We start from the raw sequence: 19,228 nt of genomic DNA, 5'->3' as shown, positions 1-19,228 counted from the left end.
TCATTAATTATCAAAATAACCAAACTGTTTTTGCCCACCCTACAAGCTCCCTACTCCCTACTCCCTACTCCCTACTCCCTTTGCTAAAGCAGTAGATAACTGGCGTAAGCGATCGCTAACTTCTAAATTGACTTCGTGAGCCTTTAAATGATCGGGCATTTCAGGCATTAGTAAGTGATTTCCTTCTAACCATTCATTTTGTGCTACTCCACGCCACACCGCTTCGTATCGAATAAAGCGATCGCGCAATTGATCCAGTTCTTGTAGGCAAAATTGCTCAAACCCTGCCGCTTCAAAGATGGCCGAACGCAAATAGGTTTCAAAGGCTTTGATATCCGTTTCAACTTCCAATATCACCTTCTCCGATGAATTGGTAGGTTTTGGTGGCACATCCCCAGAGAGGTCACGAATACCTAATAGCTCATGGCGCAGCTTGGGATCATAGAGCAAATTTGGCCCACGATTTACATATCGTCTTAGGACACTGAAAGCCTTTTCTTCACCACTGTAGTAATTATCGACTAGTTCTATATCCGCTCCCAGTCGTTTCACAATACGCTTACGAGTTTCACTATCTAAAGGGCCAGGAATTAAGGAGTCCGCAACCGGACGGGCAAAACGAAGAAATAACGCCGTCAAACTTCGACTTAATACTTCCACAAACTCCTCGGGATTACCAATTAGTCGCTGCTCTAATTCCTGAGTTTTCCAGAGTAACGTGGTCAGATAGTCAACTAACTTTAATGCTTCTTCCTTGATTTCTAGGGCAAGGTGATGAGCAATATCTACTAAGAAAGTGCTAATGGTAGCAGAAAGTTCTTTACGCCAGTTATAGTCAGTTAATTTAGCATCAAATACACCGGAATTATTTTCTTTAAAAATTCGCTGTTTTCTTTGCTCAGTATTGGTTCTAATTTCTTCAATTTTAGTCTCAATATCCTGGAGGTATCGAGAGCGAAATTTTTCTACAATATCTGAATTGAGAGATTCTTCTCCTTCTGCCGTAGAGTTCCAGATATTATCATTATAATAGTCGCTGAGGTCTGCTTTAATCGTTTTCCACTTTTCTTCCCACCACTGGGAAAACTCAATCCGACGTTGATTTTCTTGTAATCGCTTGGCTTCCGCTGGATTCTCTGGATATCGCTTACTAACGATATCAAAAATTTCTTTTGATGTTGTTAGTATGTTGGTGATTAAAGCGTCACAACGTTTCTCTAAAACAGTAACCCGTTCATTATTAATATAATCAGTAATGCGAGCCTTGATTTCCTGAATACCAGTCGCTTCTTGTTTTAAGGCTTCCTCATCTTCGATACCTGTCACAGATTTAAGATCATTTAAAATTGATTCAGTACTGCCAACGGATTCCACAGTTTGTTGATTAGCAAAGCCATTTAAGACTAAATAAGCTCCCGCTGAACCGTGGACGATTTGCTCAGGAGATAATTTAGCTATTTCATGCCATCTATTTGATGCTTCATCAAGGTGTTCTTTAAGAGCTGCTGGACTAGCCAACTGATCAATCCGACTCAAGAAAACGAAAAATTTATCTGCAACGTTTACATTCTTATCACCCTGCTCAGTAAACTCAACAATTTTAAGTTCGTAGCCCTTGGGACTAGGATCTCGCTGTACCAAAATTACAGCATCACAATCTGAGAGCATTTCTCTAGATTCTTCTATATGCTTGGCTAAACCTGAGTCTAATCCAGGCACATCATAGAAAACAATCCCCTCAGCTTGGGCGAGTTTATTCGTATACAGTCTAGCTTCTAATACTGCATGGGCGTATTGCTCATCAGCAACATACTTGTTAAGGTCTTTGTTAATGTCTTCAAGGCGAGTAAATGGGATAGTTTTCCGACCTTCGCTACGAACTTGTCTTAAGGTGTCTTGATATTTTTGGATTGTCTCTAAATCTTGTTTGGCTCCATCACTATGTTTAGAATTACTGTTGGAAGCTGATTCCAGTTCATGCAGCAGACGGGTAAATTGTTCTTCGGTTTTAGGCTCAACTTCTAACCTTTGCTGAGAATCTTCTTCAACGGAATAAATTTGTGTCGTTGTAAAAGTACAACGTCCAGCTTTTGCTGGCAGTAAATCACAATCTAACCAGGCATTGACAAAGGTACTTTTTCCGGCCTTTTCCAAGCCCACAACAGCAATCCGAAATTCTCGCTTCTTCAAGCGTTCAAGCTGACGACGAGCGGGTTTTTCTTCTTCTAAAAGAACCTCTTTGAGGTGAGCAGGAACTCCTGCTTGAGGAAGCCTGGCTAAATCAACGGCGTGGCGCAGCACAGTTAAGGCGTCACCCAAACGAGTTTCATAATAAGATGAAGCAGTTTTCCAATCCATTTTTCCAATCTATTTTATAGCGTTGATTGCATGTATGAGGTACAGTAAGCAACCTCAAAGTCCCCCTTTTTAAGGGGGATTTAGGGGGATCTCTTGGTACCTCATGGGAAACAGAATTGCTATAATTACTTAAGCACAAATGAAATTTTCTAAACCATATTTCTTGAGAATACGACCAATTTGATCGATTTTAGCATCACCATCAGGTAGATTCTTTCTAAGCTCAAACTTTGTTTTTTTCCCAATTATATTCTCACCTCCATAAATTGTCAGCTGGATGTAGGCATCTTCATCACTCGAATAATTAATACTATCCGGACTGAGCTTCAGGTTTACTTTTTGTTCAATAGCTTCGACTGAACCATCACATAAAAAATAAGACGCAAACGAGATAAGTTCTTTAACACGATTTGAGGGAATCAGATTACCTTGATTCAAGCCACTTAATTTATCAGAAGGAACAACTAAGCACAAAATAGAGTCTTTTAGTTGAGCTTGAGATGGTTTTGGAGATGCATCTAGTTTTGTTTCTGTTTGTTGAACAATCACTGATTTTAGCAAAGCATAGCAGCCAATAACTATAATAGAGACGAAAATTATAAAGTATAATTTCAACCAAGGCTCAGGAGTAACTCGTAAACACTGCGTCAACGGATCCTCTTCTGGCAACGGCTTATCTAATACTTCTTTACAGAATAATTCTAATACTCTATCTTTTAAGACTCTATCTTCTAATAATCTATCCATATTATTACTCCAATCATTGTCATTATCGTCAATAAAATACTTTTTAAAAAACTGCAAGTCGTCTTTGATAGTCGAATCCTGAGTTATCTTGAAATGCTCACATACTTCCTGGTAGTTGTCTGGAGACAGCTTGCTGATTGCTGTATACATACAACCCTTGGCTTTTGATTTGTAGCATTTCTCAATTTCACTATAAACGTCTTTGAAGCGACTTTGAGATTCTTTATCCATTTGGTTATCATACTCTTTAAGGAAAATTGGAATAGTGATCAAGTTCCTCCCCTAGCTTACAGAATAGAGGGAAACTACCTCAGCACTTTTCCAGCTTTCTTAATATTTTCCTCAAGTTGTTTAGCTTCCTGGTGTAGCGGATTCCAGATCGATAAGTCTTTTTGTAAAGATAGTTGAGCTTGATCATAGGCTTTATCTAGCCGCTCTTGATAACGGTCTACAATTTCTTTTTGAGAAGACTCAACCTTTTTTATAAACTTATTTATTTGAGAGATAAACCAATCCGCCACCTGACTATAAATTTCTATTTCTGCCTGATTTTTTTGCCATAGCCAGTTTCTATTGATGTCTTCTATTTTTGGTAACTGAGCATTATCACTAGAGCGTGGTTCTTGTTTAATTGTCTTTACTTTTCTTTTAAATAAAAATAAAGTTCGCTTGAGTTCCGTAACTTCAACGTCTTCTAGCCATGTGCCTTTTATAATTGCGAATCCAGCTTCAAACTTGAATTTTGGATCAGGTATACTATCAATTATCTCAAGTTCTGATCTCGAAAAGCTAATGGCTAAATTTGGGGCAATATTCCCCATTCCTTCCTCAAGAAGAGACAGGTAATAATCCAATAAAGTCTTCAAGCCATCAACTACCCCTTTCATCTCTCGATCTAATATTTGTTTGACAGCTTCATTCATCAGAGCCTTCAATGCACTAGTCAATTGATTGAGTTTATTATTAAGCTTCCTTAAATCTTTTTTCTCTTGCTCAGTACGTGCTTCGATCTTATTCCCATTTTTAGTAGGATATTCTAAATCAATTAAATCTCTAATTACTCCTTCTAAAAGATTCAACTTGTCCGGATCAGCTGCTTGAAGCAATTTGCTATCTAAGCATATTTTTCCTGTATCCAAAGACTCAACCGTTGGCGTCAATATTTCCTTTACTACTGCTTGTTCTACTCCTCTTCTCCATCGATACAGCAGTATTAAACTGTTTGCGCGCTCTTGGTAGTCTCCTTGCCTGAGTTCTTCAATGATACTTTCGACAATTTGCTCCAACTCATTCCTAGGATCTGAAGTAGTATCTAAAGAGTTATTATCCTCTGAAAAACTTTGATCGCTCTCTTCCATGAAACCCTTTAGAGCATTTTCAATTTTTTCAAAAGGGTCTCTTAGTTCTTGAGATTTTTGTGAAATAAACTGACTGATGTCTTGCCGAATTCGAGCAATAGTCTCACATTCTTTTTGGTAGTCTTCTTCTTTACTATTAATGAAGGCATAAGTGGTTTGTATAGCCCACTCTGCTACTGCATTAGCTGCTTTAGCTTTAAAGCGGTCTACAATTTGTGGAATAACTAATTGTGGAAAGTTTTCATCGATAGTCTGTTTAAGATATTTGTGAAATTCGTCTGCGTAAGAAGCTTCCCAAACCGTGTCGGCAACACGGTGGCGCTCATGGTGTTCCCATCGCTCTACGTTTCTGGGTAAGTCTTCTATAATCTCTTTGGGAATTAAGAATTTAAAGAAATCGTCTATTTTATCAGATGCTTGAGTACTTTGTTGCTGATTATAACTCTTCATTTGAATGGACAATAGAGCTGGTAATGCACTCATTTTTATTACTTGTAAAGCACTAATATCTTCTTGATATTCTTCTAGCTCCTTGGTTAACTTCTGTTTGATATCGTAAACAGTTCTTTTAAAAAAATATCTTTCACTATCCGGCCAATTTTGGTCCTTACGAAACTCATCAATCCGATTCAGCACAAAGAGCATGCGGGCTGGTGAGCCTCCTAGCTCTTTGACCTGATCAACCACTTCTTGGAGTAAGTTACTAACTTTTTGTCTATCGGTTTCTGTACTATCATAAGTAACTATACATAATGCTTCTTTACATTTTCTAATCACAGAGGCATTTCCTTCATCACCCACATGAGCTAAACCCGGAAGATCCATGATTCGCACTCTTGTTTTTTCAGGCAAATCAAGCAGGTTAGGATCGGCTACAAGCCGGAAAGGATAATAGATCGTTGCTTGTGGACAAGCAACACTGGTTTTTTCGTCTCGATTAGCTTGAAGATAGGACTTCATTGCTTGGTCTAAACGGTCATAAATATCTTCGTCGGTAAGATTGCGCCATTCTCCACAGTCCCAAAGTGCCCCTGGGGTTTGATCAATTTTCAGAGATTTGGTTTCACTGTATTCTACAATCACAACCCCTGCACTCATTTCTTGTACAGCAACTGGGAGAATTTCTGTGCCACACAAGAAGTTGACCAGGGTACTTTTACCACTGCTAGTTGTCCCTGTTGTCGCTAAGGTAAGAACCGGTTCACTAAGTTCTTTCACTAATTCACTTACCGCCACCTGGAATTGGCTGTTTAAATCTTCGAGTTCACTGTAGTATTCTGCCGGTAGCTGTTCACGGATTTTTTGCTGAAAAGTACCCCATTCCTGGTAAACATTACCGATTGATTCTTCAACAGCTTCAAACGTCTTTTTGATGTTGCTTCTCATTATTGTCAAAGCCTTTAGTGTTGAGTTGTAACGATGGTAGAGCAACCTATTCGCATTTTTTAGTTTTAGTTTAGAGGTTGTCTGAAAAGTCTCATTTGCTACATCCAAGCCCCCGTTGGTCTCCCAAGCGAGCAATGCCTCGCTTGAGGGACTTTTGCCATCAAATTGATTCTTCCCCCAAGCGAGCAATCCCTCGCTTGGGGGGCTAGGGGGGCAAAATTCAGGATCAAAAAACTTTTCATATCTCCTCTTAGTTAGCTTTTCAAGCTTTATATAAAGATAGCATGAATAATACAAAACTGTCAAGATAACTGGCCAATTGAAATATTTCTTAATCTAGGCAAAGACAATGAAGAACTAGCCAGTGGATTATTGGTGATGATCGAGTATAGGGTTTATAAATGAGATGTAAACTAAAATGTCTTTTTTGACTGTCCAATAAAACTCCAGAGCTTTTTCCCCTATTGCCTTTTGCCTCTTGCCTATTGCCTTTTTAAGCAATACCTGTGTTTACAAATCAAATAAAAAAGCGCTGATTATGTTTGTGATGGACTCGTAGTGTTAGACTCTAAGGGAGTATCTGAAGTGGATTTCTTGGTAATCCAAGCTGTAATAATATGAGACAGTAGTCCGATTGGTCCGGCAAATAAGCATAGAATTAGGGAGTGAATAGTCCAAGTACCAGTCTGTTGCCCTTGCCAATAAATCCAACGCCCTACAAATAAGTCGAAGACTAGGTAATGTATCCAGCCAGTAGCAGCAACGGTTTCGTCACTAAAAAAGTGGGCAATATCGGCTAACTGAGGATTGGATAAGGCTTGGGCGGATTCTGGTGTAATACTATTAATAAATAGGTAAATATATAAAGCTGCTAAAGCGACGAAGGGAATATAGGATTCCATTACTCGCTTGGTAATGCCCCAATTTGGCAAGAAAACCATCAGGAGCCAAAAGGGCAAAACGAAGATATTGGCAATATTAAACAGTTGAGCGATAACCATATTTCTGTGTTTAAGATTTCAAGTATTTACTATAGCATTTATAAATTGGGTGAGTTTTTTTTTGTTTTTAGGGAACAGGGAATAGGGAGCAGGGAGCAGGGTGAAGAGCATGGGGATTGGGAAAAAATCTTGTTTCGCTAATGAGTATTATAGCGTTTATTGCATGTATTAGGTACAATTATCAAGCTCAAAGTCCCCCTTTTTAATGGGGATTTAGGGGGATCTCTTTGTACCTCATGGGAAACAGAATTGCTATATAACTTCTATAAGTGTTAGCCAGAGCATTGGAGATGATGCTTTCGCATTAATCTGTTGTGTTAATCTGTTCTGGTTCATTTTCCACAGTTAGATCTTGGTTAGACCAAGAACCTTGCCATTGCTAGTCCCAAACCCGATCACTGGCAGCATCTTAGTCTCAGGTAGATCCTGGGGATAATTTTAAACAAATTCCACAAGACCTGTGGAATTTACGCTATAACTATTCAACGGTGAAGGTTCAACAAATAAATTATAATAAATCCGATGATTAACAACCATGACGGCTCTTTAGCCACTACACTAAAGCAACGGCGTCAAAAGCTGGCTCAGCTGGTGGATTTTCCAGTAATGCTCTGGTCTGGACATCCTAGTCCTCGGAATTTTCGAGCCAATTCGTTCCCGTTTCGGGCTAGCAGTCACTTCTTGTATTTTGCTGGTTTACCTCTAACTAATGCGGTAATTGGCCTCAATGATGGCAAACTGGATTTATTCATGGATAAGCCAGCCCCTGGTAGTGCGTTGTGGCACGGAGAAGTGCCTTCACCTGAGGAAATTGCTGAGATGATTGGGGCTGATCGGGTTTTTCCCTTTTCAGAATTGCGTTCGCATAGCGTCGGCTTTGCCGAATCGCATTCTCAGGGAGCAGCAACCATTGCTGTTCAAAATCCCACTACTTACAGCCAACAACAGGAACTATTAGGTCGTGCTGTCGGACCCGCTGATGCTCCAGAAGGGATTGACTTAGATTTAGCGAAAGCGATAATATCCCTACGGTTATACCATGACGAGGGGGCATTATCGGAGTTGCGCCAAGCCGCTGAAGTTTCGATGGCTGCTCATAAAGCGGGAATGGCAGCTACTCCCAAGGCTAAACGGGAAGCGGAAGTGCGGGGGGCGATGGAATCGGTAATTATTGCCCATAATATGACCCGTGCTTACACAAGTATTGTTACCGTTCATGGGGAAGTGCTGCACAATGGTGAGTATCACCATTCCCTGCAACCGGGAGAGTTACTACTGGCGGATGTAGGAGCAGAAACCCCTATGGGTTGGGCGGCGGATATTACCCGTACTTGGCCGGTGAGTGGCAAATTTTCCCCTACTCAGCGGGATATATATAATGTGGTCAAAGAAGCCCATGATTTCTGTATCAAGAATCTTTACCCTGGGGTGGAATATCGAGAGATTCATATGACAGCAGCAGGGGTGATCGCTGAGGGATTGATAGATTTGGGGATTCTGCGAGGAGACATCTCGGATTTAGTAGCAATGGATGCCCATGCTTTATTCTTTCCCCATGGTGTTGGTCATTTGCTGGGATTAGATGTCCATGATATGGAAGATTTAGGGGATTTGGCAGGGTATGCACCAGGACGGGTAAGAAGCGATCGCTTTGGCTTGGGCTTCCTGCGACTAGACCGACTGTTGGAAGCAGGGATGTTGGTCACAATTGAACCAGGATTTTATCAAGTTCCAGGGATTTTGAATGACCCAGAGCGACGGTCAACTTACAAAGATGTGGTTGATTGGGATAGATTGGCAGAATTTGATGATGTGCGGGGGATTCGAATTGAAGATGATGTGTTGATTACCGAGACAGGAGCAGAGGTGTTGACCGCTGGCTTACCGACTGATCTAGAAGCAGTTGAGGATTTGGTTACGGGATAATAAGTTTTCGGGTGTGGGTGAACGGGTTAATGGTGCTCTTACAGCGGTTTGCAATTCAGTTAGGTACAAAGTTCTGGGTTTTTAGGGAGCAGGGAGCAGGGAGCAGGGAGTAGGGAAGAGGAACCCACCCCTAACCCCTCCCAGGAGGGGAAGTCAGAAGTGGGAAAACAATCCTGTGTACCTGAGGTGCGACCCGTGGCGAATTTAATTCTTAATACAGAAAGCGCACCTGATAGTTATGCAAACCGCCGTAAGTTGACAGAAATAATTTTGAGAAGACCTAATCTCATCAGGTCTTCTCTAGATTTTAAGTGCGTTTATTGCTTTTATGAGGTAGGCTTCTCAACCTCAAAGTCCCCCTTGATAAGGGGGACCAACGGGGGATCGAATTGCTATATCAAAATCAAAAGTGCTCGGCTATCATAACTTGAATCAATAAACAAGATCCAGGTGCGATCAATTTTTTAGCTCAGATTCACTACAGTATCTGAGATAGTGTTAACTTTGAACAATTTGCCTTGGCGTACGACAATATTTGTAAATACTTAGCCGAAGAATACCCATCGGAGTTTTTTCAGTGGCTATTGGGTGAAGAACCTAGAGATATTCAGGTACTTAAAACCGAATTGAGTAGTGAACCAATTCAAGCTGATGCTCTGACTGTACTCCAAAGTACTAACCAAATTCTGCACCTAGAATTTCAAACCCTACCCCCATCCGAGCCACCACTACCATTTCGGATGTTGGACTATTGGGTCAGACTACACCGCAAGTACCGATGTCCCATTGAGCAGGTGGTAATTTTTCTCAAGTCTACGACCTCAGATCTGGTATTCAATAACGAGTTTAGGGATACTAACACCTGGCATCGTTATAGAATAATTCGTCTTTGGGAGCAAGACCCTCAACCACTGTTGGCCAATCGCGCTCTGTTACCCTTGGCCACTTTAGCTAGGAGTAATCGGCCTAATCTATTGTTAGAGCAAGTGGTTGCTGAAGTCGATAGAATTGAAGAACAAGGTCAACTCCGAACCCTAGCGGCCTGTGTGGATGTGCTGGCTGGTTTACGGTTTGAGAAAGATTTAGTCCGTCGATTGTTGAGGGAGGAAGTTATGGAAGAATCAGTTACCTATCAAGATATTATCCAAAAGGGACGCCAGCGCGGCAAGCAGGAGGAAGCGGTATTAATTGTGATGCGTTTGCTAACCCTGAGGTTAGGTTTACTTGACCCTGTGCTCCAACAGCGGATTGAGGGATTATCCATTACTCGATTGGAGGAATTGAGTGAAGCGTTGTTGAATTTTGAGACAGCAACGGATTTAGCGGTTTGGTTGGATCAGGAGCAGTAGTGCGTTAACAAATGATGAATTTAGGAAGCTAACTATCAATCATGCCATCTAAAACTCCTTGGGGACACCTTACATACTTACTTAGAGCAACTGGAACAATTAGCGTTAACTTGGAAAGAAAAGTCTCTGACTCAAGAACAAGTGCTGGCCAACTATTCCCAAATCCCTGCTGCTTATAAGACTTATAAATTCCAAGGATTATACAAGGATAATCTCGAAACAGCTTATAAGCAATTTACCGCTGAGCGTTGAGGCTTTAAGGGGGAAAGTTGCTGAATTATTCCAGGGGAATTGAGGAGATCACAATAACGTAAGCTATCAGCGTGTCGCGTATCAGCCATTGGCCTTGGCGAATGGCCACGCTACCTGAAGTCCTTTTGAACAAAATAAGCTGATTGCTGACTGCTGACTGCTGACTGCCTGGTTGACTGATAAAACTTATTCAAAAGCATACTCGTAGGTTTTTACCCTTAATTTGCATATTATGAAAACAGGAGAAAACGGATCAATCCGTCTCTCCTGATGTCTCAACATCCAAAGAACTTACTAGGGGGATTATTTTTGAACCATTATATTATATAGCAATTCTCCAACTCATGAGGTACAAAATTATGGGTTTTAGGGAACAGGTAATTTTAGGGAACAGGGAATAGGTAATAATGAAAAAAATCTCTGTGCCTCATAGCTATGAGAAACGCTATATATAGCTTATCCCCTAGTAAAACACTGTAGAGAAAAAAGCACGCACACCGCTCTGCGGCTCTTTTTGATTGCACATTTTTTCTATTTTGTCAATGCGTAAGTCCTAGTAGCCCAATTCTACTCCTCCGATCATTTGTATTATCTTGTCTCGATCACTCTTTCCTTCAGATTTATAGTACCTGTCAGCAAACCATTTGGTTGTTCCAGGATTATTAAATTCATTTTGAACATCAGCTTCAGACTTCATTAATCCATTAATAACTATTCCAAGACTTACACATATTGCTTTAGGTACAGTCGTAAATCCACCAGGCGCAGGAGGAGTCAACCCATGGGTTCGATAAATCAAACGCGAATTTGGTATCTTGTTGGGATTGAAACTGATAGTTGACGATCCTGATGCTGAACCACGATTGACAAGGCGTTGTAAGACAGCTTCATACCCCGCATGCAACTTATTCAAATTGCCTGTAATAGGAGTCAGATAAGCGGCTTTATTTCCACTACCTCCGCACTCACCATTAACCAAATGTCCTTGTACCCAATTAGAATTGCCTGGTCCTGGGTTACTTGGCATATTTCCATTAAGTCCTGAAGGATTGGATAAGTCCTCAGCTGCTAAGTCATTTTTAGTCGCATAGATAAGCTGTCCCCAAGTTCCATAGTTGTTGATAACAGATCCAAATCTATAGGACAAACCACCTGCAATACTGTTTCCAAAAGCTTGACCTGACAAATCTGCCCAGCCATTAACGTTACCATCATCGGTAACGTTATCACTATCTCCTGTATACCATCCATTTCTTGGCATATTTGTTCTCCTTTTTTTATTTAAAATCGCTAATTACCCAAGACTAAATACATTACAAAAATATGTAAGCCTTTTTTGTGATTATATACTCAAACCAAATTTTGGAGATGAGTAAATTTGCTGATTGACTGACAAAACCCTTGAAATGCTGATTATCCCGTAGGGAGCGGTTAGGGATAGCGTAACCCAAGAAAAGCCTGACTGGTTTTGGGTTTCGTTGCCTCAACCCAACCTACGCTATGATCTTTTGTAAGTCAACCAGGCTGACTGCTGACTCCTGACTCCTGACTCCTGACACAATAACAAATCCTATCATGATATCATGCCTAATCAAGAAGAAGACCCATTGAAAAGCAAGCTAGAGAAAAACTTGCAAGAGTCCCAATGGCTACATAAATTTAAACAACTGAGTCAAGGACTAAGCCAAATTAAGACAGAAATTCCTCTAACTCAACTCTGTAAGCTAGAGTGGGTTACTGCTACTGACAGCTTAATCATTCACTGTCCAAATTCAGAAGTCAGGGATGGATTATGTAAGCTTTCATCCCAGATTGCCCAAATCACTATTGGCGCAAAATGCTTTATTCTTAGACATCCCGACTATCAAGACATTACTATTAAGCCAGTGTAATTATTCGCTATAGCAAAGGGAACAGGGAACAGGGAACAGGGAACAGGGAACAGGGAGTAGGGAGTAGGGAGTAGGGAGTAGGGAACTAGCGCAGCGCTATAGCTATTGCCTTATGCTAGTCTGATTTATCTGATTTATCCTAACTTGTATTGATGGCTAGTCATCTGGATTAACGGGTGTTCTAAAAGCGGATTTGCTATCAGTAGCATTCTCCTTAAGTCTATCCTTCATATCTTTCGCCGCTACGGCGTAGCCTCCGTCTGCACCATCCACAAAATGTACTTGGCGTCCATGGCGCTCAAATACCAGACAGGTCATCAGTGCTCGGTCTGAAATATGCAGACCATACACTAATTTACCTTGTTTATAATTCTTTTCTAAATAGTCTGTTAATTGTTTTCGTTGTGCTTCATTGCCAGCAATCACCATGCGTAACATATCATCAAACTTTCTGTAATCTGTTGCTGCGATCGCATTTCGTTTATAGGCTCCCCAGTCTCCATCTGGAAATTTCACTTTCAACCTCATCAACAACCAGCCCAAGAAATTCTCAAACCAGATTTTTAAAAAATAGAGCATCCTATGGCTTAGCTTACTCGACTGGGCGCACAGCCGAGTTTCAGCACTTAATTTTTGATAACTAAACCCTAGATTTAAATAGTTTTTATCAACTGGATTTAAAAGCTCTTCACTTCCATATATAGTGTCAATTTTTTCAATAATTTTTCGATAAGTTAAATTAGCTAAATCTCCTTGATTAGACGTTGCTTTAACAATCAAGCTGATCGTTTCACCATATTTACTTGGAATGTCTTGCCAGCGACACTCTAAATTAGAAAAATCAGCTTTAGCATTATCAGTAGGGTTTTGGTAAAGGTAGAGGTTACTCGTATTTGGATGTTTAATCAATTCAGTAGCATAACTCAAACCATCTCCAGTAAATATAGCCTGATAATAATTTTCAGATACCTTGAGCTTCGCTAATTTAACATCATAATCATTTACTCTGACATCAGACATAGGTACTGCACCCACCCGCAATTCCATCCCAAATTCTTCCCTGGCTAGCTGACTAGTGGCTAATAAGGCTTCCCGAGCAGGGGCAAACAGAGAAGGAGGAATCAACAGAGTTGCTCCATCTCCCCCAAACACAAAAGGAATGTCTAAATTACCTGCTATATTTAAAACAGCGACAATGGAGCAGGCTCCTAATAGGTTAACCTCTTTGTAGCGTCCTGATTCGATAGCTTGAGTCGAACCAATAATATCGCTAATCACAACATACCAATCCCTGGGAACCGATTCAAAATTACGAGAGTCAGTAATATCGATGAAGTTTTCTAAAAGGGGTAAATTAGCATAAAAAAATTCTGTAGTCATGGTTTAATCTAAAGAAATAACAAACCTTTTTACTAGGGTGATAACACCCTGAAAGGCACTTAGATAAAACCAAGCTAGCTGCTACACCCTACCAACCGTCAACTGTCAAGGGTCAACAACAAGGGATCCCTTAAAATAAGCACGTTAACTATTAATTTTATTAACGATTTGTGTCTGAAAACCAGAAAACCACTCGTTCCCTAGCTGGCATTGCCGGGATTGTCGCAGTAGCCACCATTATTAGTAAAGTATTTGGCTTAGTCCGCCAACAAGCCATGGCAGCAGCCTTTGGAGTTGGTCCGGTTATCAACGCCTACAGCTATGCTTACGTGATCCCCGGGTTTTTATTAATCCTCCTCGGTGGCATTAACGGACCGTTTCATAGCGCCTTAGTTAGTGTTCTCGCTAAACGAGATAAATCAGAAGCCCCACGGCTGGTGGAAACAGTAACTACCTTAGTCGCGTGCATCCTGTTACTGGTAACCATTGCTCTAGTGCTATTTGCTCCGCTCTTAATTGATATTCTAGCACCAGGGTTTCAGGATACCCCAGAAGGGTTAGAAGTAAGAGCGATCGCAATCCGGCAATTACAGATTATGGCACCCATGGCAGTGCTAGCCGGATTAATTGGCATTGGCTTTGGTACCCTCAATGCTAGCGATCAATACTGGCTACCCGCCGTCAGTCCCTTATTTTCCAGCATCACCGTCATTGTTGGCTTAGGAATATTAGCCCTACAGTTGGGCAAAGAAATTAGTAATCCCGAATTTGCCATGATCGGTGGGATTGTCTTAGCTGGGGGTACCCTTGCTGGAGCAACTCTTCAATGGATAGTGCAGCAAATCGCTCAGTGGCGCAGTGGCCTAGGTAAAATACGCCTACGATTTAACTGGGGTATCCCTGGAGTCAAAGACGTGATGCAGGTCATGGCTCCTGCCACCTTTTCCTCTGGGATGCTACATATTAATGTCTACACCGACTTATTCTTTGCCTCCTTTCTGCCCCAAGCCGATGCCGCTGCTGCTAGCTTAAACTATGCCAATCTTTTAGTGAATACCCCCCTAGGTATTATCTCCAATGTCATTCTAGTGCCCCTACTGCCAGTATTTTCCCGACTAGCCGCTCCCGAAAATTGGCCAGAACTCAAGCAACGGATTCGCCAGGGAATTCTGCTCACTGCCTTGACAATGTTACCGTTAAGTGCATTGATGGTGACCTTAGCCATGCCCATCGTGCAGGTAGTGTATCAGCGTCAAGCCTTTGATGCTAATGCCTCTCGGTTAGTAGCATCAGTGCTCATGGCTTATGGGATGGGCATGTTTGTCTACTTGGGACGGGATGTGCTAGTGCGGGTATTTTATGGTTTAGGAGATGGACAGACACCCTTTCGTCTGAGTGTGATTAATATTATTCTCAATGCTGTACTAGATTATTTTCTAATCGATGCCTTTGGCACACCCGGTATAGTATTTGCCACCATTGGTGTGAATGCCTTTTCCATGGTCGTGCTGTTATGGCTATTAAACCGCAGGCTAAATGGCTTACCTTGGCAAGAGTGGATCTTGCCAATTCTAGGTTTAGCTGTCAGTAGTGTAATCGCTGGTGCCGTAAGTTGGGGAGTCAGTTGGGGGTGTGAGCAAGTATTAGAAACCAGTATTATTTGGGTGCAGTTGCTGCAATTGAGTTTAGCTGGATTGGTAGGCTTAGGTGTGTTTGGTTTGTTAGCAACTCAGTTGAAGTTACCAGAGGTCGATATGTTTGTAGCTCGTGTGCGCCAGAAGCTGGGTCGTTGAAAGTCTTAAACCTTCTAACCTTAAACCTTCTAACCTTAAACCTTCTAACCTTAAACCTTCTAACCTTAAACCTTCTAACCTTAAACCTTCTAACCTTGGCCTATTGGCCACGCTTCGCGAACAACCTTCAACCTTCAACCTTCAACCTTCTAACCTTCTAACCTTTAACCTTCAACCTTCAACCTTCAACCTTAAACTGACTTTCTCGTATCCACTGCAAATGCTGGGATAATAACTGATTTAAATCATAACCCTGTTGAATAGTTTCCCTGGCCTTAGCGCGAATAGCAGCCATCTGTTCTGGGTGGTCGAGAGCTTCCTCAACCCGATCGGCAATTTCCTCTGGCGAGAAAAAGTCTACTAACAAACCATTAATCCCATCTTCAATCACCTCTGTCACTGGGGGAGTATCAGACGCTACTACCAAACAACCTGTAGAAAGGGATTCTAGCATCGACCAAGACAGAACAAAAGGACGGGTAAGATAAATATGAACAGAGGAAGCTTGAAGAACTTGTAAGTATTCTGAGTAAGGAAGTAAACCAGTAAAGTGGACTCTGTCTAGGTCAAGGGGTACTTTTTCTAACATCAAGTCTTTGTAAGTTTTACCATCAGGTAGGGTTTTACCATAAGCCACCCGATTTTCCCCGACAATCACAGCATGACACTTAGGACGTCGCTGCTGAAGGATACCGATTGCTTCGATCAATTGGGGAAAACCTCGATAAGGTTCCATGCCCCGTGCCACATAAGTGACTAGTTCTTCCACCTCAGACAAATCTAAGTTTATCTGTTTTAGTACTAACTTTGCCCCTGGATTGGGTTTAAAGAACTCGGTGTCCACCCCATCATGACGCACGGTAATTCTGCTGTGGAAGTCCGCTGGAAATTGCTGGCGCTGCCAGTAAGTGGGAGACAATCCGCGATCGCAACTGGCTAGGTCTAACAAAATCGGGGCATTTTTCATCCGAATCCGGGCTTCATCATCAGCGTTTAAGGGCTCGGATAGATCAAAATCAGCATCTGTGCCATGGGCATGATAAAACCACTCGAAGTAGCACAGTAATGTAGCTTGGGGGAAAGCGTCTTTGATAAATAACGTTGGTCCCCAACCCGAATGACCATAGACCACATCAGGAACAAATCCCTTAGCCTTGAGCTGATTGGCTAAGCGATAGACAGCTTGACCTTGAAGTACAGCATTTTCTAATGGTCTAACATAGTGGTGAGTTTCTGGACGTACTTCCCTAGAGTTATTGTAAAGAGCTTTGACAACTCCAGGCAGTTGCCCTTCCTTGCGCCTGGTTCCAAAGACAACCTGGTTGCGGTTATCTTTAGCTAAAGCAGTTGCTATGTGGCGAAACTGGGCAGGGAAATTGGGATGTAGGAATAGAATGCGCATTGAGAATAGCAAAGGGCAAATTGTATGTGGCAAATGGTGAATCGATTTTTTCGGATTTTTTCTTAATTAACCATTAACCATTAACAATTTGCCATTGATTAAGTGACATACTCCCACACGCTCATCGTTCGCGTAGCGTGGCCTTTGGCCAAGATTACAGTGTGGGCTTCTTACCAACTCCAGCCATCGCTTAGGATACACGGGTTACTTTATTAACGACACGGTCAGAAGTTACCGCAAGAAGAGTGGAGCCTTTATGGTTAGTCGGCTATGCATAAAAGGGTTAAAACTTTATGATTAAGGCTCCACTCTTCTAAGGTTTCGTCTCCGGGATGCCCCTCCGCGCCGGAACAATACAATAAGTTCTGTTTTTTAGGAACGTAGGTGGCTGACAAACCAGCATTTAAGGCCGTAGGCCACGCTACGCGAACGGCTTTGTTTATCAGTAAAATATATTATAGCAATTTTATTAATACCCTGTGCAAAATTCATCCCACACCTATGCGTAGCATAGGTGTGGGATGAATTTTGCCGGACAGCTAACTGTTTTTTGGTTTTGGAATCGTAATATCTAACACGGTGACGTCCTGGGAAAGGCTAGTCAGGGCTGGTTCGATTTGGGAAGCATTGCCCACAACTACGGTAACAATCTGATCAGGTTTGAGATACTTTTCAGCAACCCGCTGTATATCATCAATCGTAGTAGCTGTGACTCCCTTTTGATAACGGAAGATGAAATCCTCTGGGTAGCCGTAGTATTCATAGCGCATCAGCCGAGATAGGGTTTGCTCTGGCTTCTGGAAATTAAACACAAAGGAGTTGAGAACGCTTTCTTTTGCCTTAGCCAATTCTTCTGAGCTAATCGGACTAGTGCGCAATTTCTGGATTTCATCTAGAACAGATTTAATAAAGGGTACCGTGGTTTCAGAGCGAGTTTGTCCCCCAGCAATAAACAAACCCGGATAGTCATAGCGAACACTCCAAACCCCGTAGACCGAGTAAGCTAGACCTTGACGCGATCGCACTTCGTTAAATAGTCTGCCCCCAAATCCATTCATCACCTCATTTAACACAGAAAGGGCGGCGTAGTCAGGGCTATTGAGTTTGCCCCCGATATGTCCCATTTGAATATTACTTTGGGTCAGTTGAGGTTGATCCACAAAAAATATACCCCCTAACTGAGCCTGGGATGCTTGTGGAACGTTTGGCTGTGCTGGCGCAGAGGCAGATTTCCAGCTACCAAATTTCTCCTCAATTAGCGATCGCATTTTTTCGGAGTCAAAATCCCCCACAATACCCAGTATCATATTTTCTGGATATACATACCTCTGTGAGAAAGTGATTAAATCATTACGAGAGATATTGTCTAGATGCTCATACTCTATCGTGCGGGCATAGGGGCTAGTGTCACCGTAGATCAGTTTCGTAAATTCACGAGAAGCAATATCACCGGGATCATCATTGCGGCGGGCAATTTGTCCCGCTAGTTGCTGTTTAGCTAGAGCCAGCTTAGATCGAGCAAAGGCAGGCTTTTGAATAACTTCAGCAAACAAATCAAAGACCAAGTCCAAATCTTCGCTCAAAGCACTAAAACTCGCACTGCCAGAACTAGTGTCAATACTAGTTTCCACCGAAGCTGCCTTTTCTTCTAACAGCACATTTAACTCATTGCCTGAGTGTTCAGTGGTACCCCCAGTACGCATCACAACTCCCGCCATAGTCGCTAAGCCAATTTTGTCAGCAGGCTCAAGGCGATCGCCGGTGCGAATCATTGCGGTACCACTCACCAAAGGCAGTTCATGGTCTTCCATCAAATAGACCACCATCCCATTGTCTAACTGATAGCGAGTGTAGTCCGGTAGCTGAATTGGTGGTAACGGGTCAAACTCTAATTCATCGTAATGGCGTGGGGTATCAGCTATTGCTGGTAGACGAGACACAAGCACTACCACTAGCATTGTCACTACCAGTAGCCCGATCCATTTCAGGTATTTGGGATTTTGGCTTTTCGATTTTAGATTGGTCATTGGTCATTAGTCATGGGTAATGCGATCAATAGTTGGTGGTTACCAGGTTTAAGGTTAGGAGGTTGAAGGTTAGGAGGTTGAAGGTTGTTCGCGTAGCGTGGCCAATAGGCCAAGGTTAGGAGGTTGAAGGTTGTTCGCGTAGCGTGGCCAATAGGCCAAGGTTAGGAGGTTGAAGGTTGAAAGTTAACCAGTTGTTCGCGTAGCGTGGCCAATAGGCCAAGGTTAAGCGGTTGCCGGTTGCCGATTATACACTTTACCCTTCAACCAAACCACCTACCCTACATCAGATCCCTGGGCATGAACAACGAAACAACATTCAACCTTCAACCTTCTCACCTTCAACCTTCTCACCTTCAA

At 42.0% G+C, this 19,228-nt stretch carries 15 protein-coding genes; 6 read left to right on the top strand and 9 right to left on the bottom strand.

Features of this window, described 5'->3' with window-relative positions:
* Positions 1-57: 57 nt before the first annotated feature.
* The 4 genes from F6K53_RS05660 to F6K53_RS05645 all read right to left on the bottom strand — a co-directional run bounded on the left by F6K53_RS05660 (position 58) and on the right by F6K53_RS05645 (position 6,850).
* Complete coding sequence (locus F6K53_RS05660) at positions 58-2,358, bottom strand: dynamin family protein (RefSeq protein ID WP_293080090.1); 2,301 nt, start codon at positions 2,356-2,358, stop codon at positions 58-60.
* Positions 2,359-2,487: 129 nt separating this feature from the next.
* Positions 2,488-3,378, bottom strand: coding sequence for a hypothetical protein (locus F6K53_RS05655; RefSeq protein WP_293080087.1), 891 nt, complete (start codon positions 3,376-3,378; stop codon positions 2,488-2,490).
* A gap of 32 nt (positions 3,379-3,410) precedes the next feature.
* Entirely contained in the window at positions 3,411-6,155 is a 2,745-nt protein-coding gene (locus F6K53_RS05650) for a dynamin family protein (RefSeq protein WP_293080084.1), read from the bottom strand.
* Between the two features lie 230 nt (positions 6,156-6,385).
* On the bottom strand, positions 6,386-6,850 hold the full coding sequence (locus F6K53_RS05645; RefSeq protein ID WP_293080081.1) for an ABA4-like family protein: 465 nt from the start codon (positions 6,848-6,850) through the stop codon (positions 6,386-6,388).
* 522 nt (positions 6,851-7,372) lie between these two features.
* Between F6K53_RS05645 and F6K53_RS05640 the strand changes: the two genes are divergently transcribed.
* Entirely contained in the window at positions 7,373-8,776 is a 1,404-nt protein-coding gene (locus F6K53_RS05640; protein ID WP_293080078.1) for an aminopeptidase P family protein, read from the top strand.
* A gap of 518 nt (positions 8,777-9,294) precedes the next feature.
* A complete protein-coding gene (locus tag F6K53_RS05635) occupies positions 9,295-10,125 on the top strand; it encodes a DUF4351 domain-containing protein (RefSeq protein ID WP_293018721.1) in 831 nt (276 codons plus the stop codon).
* Between the two features lie 805 nt (positions 10,126-10,930).
* On the opposite strand, the gene F6K53_RS05630 is transcribed toward F6K53_RS05635, so the two are convergent.
* Positions 10,931-11,638, bottom strand: coding sequence for a hypothetical protein (locus tag F6K53_RS05630; RefSeq protein ID WP_293018723.1), 708 nt, complete (start codon positions 11,636-11,638; stop codon positions 10,931-10,933).
* A 322-nt stretch (positions 11,639-11,960) separates the two neighbouring features.
* Between F6K53_RS05630 and F6K53_RS05625 the strand changes: the two genes are divergently transcribed.
* Positions 11,961-12,269, top strand: a complete 309-nt coding sequence (locus tag F6K53_RS05625) for a hypothetical protein (RefSeq protein ID WP_293018725.1) — start codon at positions 11,961-11,963, stop codon at positions 12,267-12,269.
* A 156-nt stretch (positions 12,270-12,425) separates the two neighbouring features.
* Here the strand turns inward: F6K53_RS05625 and F6K53_RS05620 are convergent, their stop codons facing one another.
* Positions 12,426-13,649, bottom strand: a complete 1,224-nt coding sequence (locus tag F6K53_RS05620; protein WP_293071450.1) for a DUF3095 domain-containing protein — start codon at positions 13,647-13,649, stop codon at positions 12,426-12,428.
* A gap of 170 nt (positions 13,650-13,819) precedes the next feature.
* Between F6K53_RS05620 and murJ the strand changes: the two genes are divergently transcribed.
* Both murJ and F6K53_RS05610 read left to right on the top strand, forming a co-directional pair.
* A complete protein-coding gene (murJ, locus tag F6K53_RS05615; RefSeq protein ID WP_293071449.1) occupies positions 13,820-15,442 on the top strand; it encodes a murein biosynthesis integral membrane protein MurJ in 1,623 nt (540 codons plus the stop codon).
* Positions 15,417-15,674, top strand: a complete 258-nt coding sequence (locus F6K53_RS05610; protein ID WP_293071448.1) for a hypothetical protein — start codon at positions 15,417-15,419, stop codon at positions 15,672-15,674. The genes murJ and F6K53_RS05610 overlap by 26 nt, the downstream gene beginning before the upstream one ends.
* Here the strand turns inward: F6K53_RS05610 and F6K53_RS05605 are convergent.
* Together F6K53_RS05605 and F6K53_RS05600 are read right to left on the bottom strand one after the other, a co-directional pair.
* On the bottom strand, positions 15,621-16,844 hold the full coding sequence (locus tag F6K53_RS05605; RefSeq protein ID WP_293080074.1) for a glycosyltransferase family 4 protein: 1,224 nt from the start codon (positions 16,842-16,844) through the stop codon (positions 15,621-15,623). The genes F6K53_RS05610 and F6K53_RS05605 overlap by 54 nt on opposite strands.
* Before the next feature lie 66 nt (positions 16,845-16,910).
* Positions 16,911-17,045, bottom strand: coding sequence for a hypothetical protein (locus F6K53_RS05600; protein WP_293080071.1), 135 nt, complete (start codon positions 17,043-17,045; stop codon positions 16,911-16,913).
* 183 nt (positions 17,046-17,228) lie between these two features.
* Here F6K53_RS05600 and F6K53_RS05595 point away from each other — a divergent pair, with 183 nt between their 5' ends.
* Positions 17,229-17,369, top strand: coding sequence for a hypothetical protein (locus F6K53_RS05595; RefSeq protein WP_293071447.1), 141 nt, complete (start codon positions 17,229-17,231; stop codon positions 17,367-17,369).
* A gap of 14 nt (positions 17,370-17,383) precedes the next feature.
* On the opposite strand, the gene F6K53_RS05590 is transcribed toward F6K53_RS05595, so the two are convergent.
* Entirely contained in the window at positions 17,384-18,871 is a 1,488-nt protein-coding gene (locus tag F6K53_RS05590) for a pitrilysin family protein (protein WP_293080068.1), read from the bottom strand.
* Positions 18,872-19,228 lie beyond the last annotated feature (357 nt).

The organism is Moorena sp. SIO4A1 (assembly GCF_010672065.1).
In the GTDB taxonomy this organism is placed as follows: domain Bacteria; phylum Cyanobacteriota; class Cyanobacteriia; order Cyanobacteriales; family Coleofasciculaceae; genus Moorena.
This window is presented reverse-complemented; position numbering and strand designations above follow the sequence as displayed.

Excerpts from the sequence above, each read along its gene's own strand:
- F6K53_RS05660 (WP_293080090.1), bottom strand. The coding sequence starts at position 2,358 with ATGGATTGGAAAACTGCTTCATCTTATTATGAAACTCGTTTGGGTGAC.
- F6K53_RS05645 (WP_293080081.1), bottom strand. The coding sequence starts at position 6,850 with ATGGTTATCGCTCAACTGTTTAATATTGCCAATATCTTCGTTTTGCCC.
- F6K53_RS05640 (WP_293080078.1), top strand. The coding sequence starts at position 7,373 with ATGATTAACAACCATGACGGCTCTTTAGCCACTACACTAAAGCAACGG.
- F6K53_RS05630 (WP_293018723.1), bottom strand. The coding sequence starts at position 11,638 with ATGCCAAGAAATGGATGGTATACAGGAGATAGTGATAACGTTACCGAT.
- F6K53_RS05625 (WP_293018725.1), top strand. The coding sequence starts at position 11,961 with ATGCCTAATCAAGAAGAAGACCCATTGAAAAGCAAGCTAGAGAAAAAC.
- F6K53_RS05620 (WP_293071450.1), bottom strand. The coding sequence starts at position 13,649 with ATGACTACAGAATTTTTTTATGCTAATTTACCCCTTTTAGAAAACTTC.
- F6K53_RS05605 (WP_293080074.1), bottom strand. The coding sequence starts at position 16,844 with ATGCGCATTCTATTCCTACATCCCAATTTCCCTGCCCAGTTTCGCCAC.
- F6K53_RS05590 (WP_293080068.1), bottom strand. The coding sequence starts at position 18,871 with ATGACCAATCTAAAATCGAAAAGCCAAAATCCCAAATACCTGAAATGG.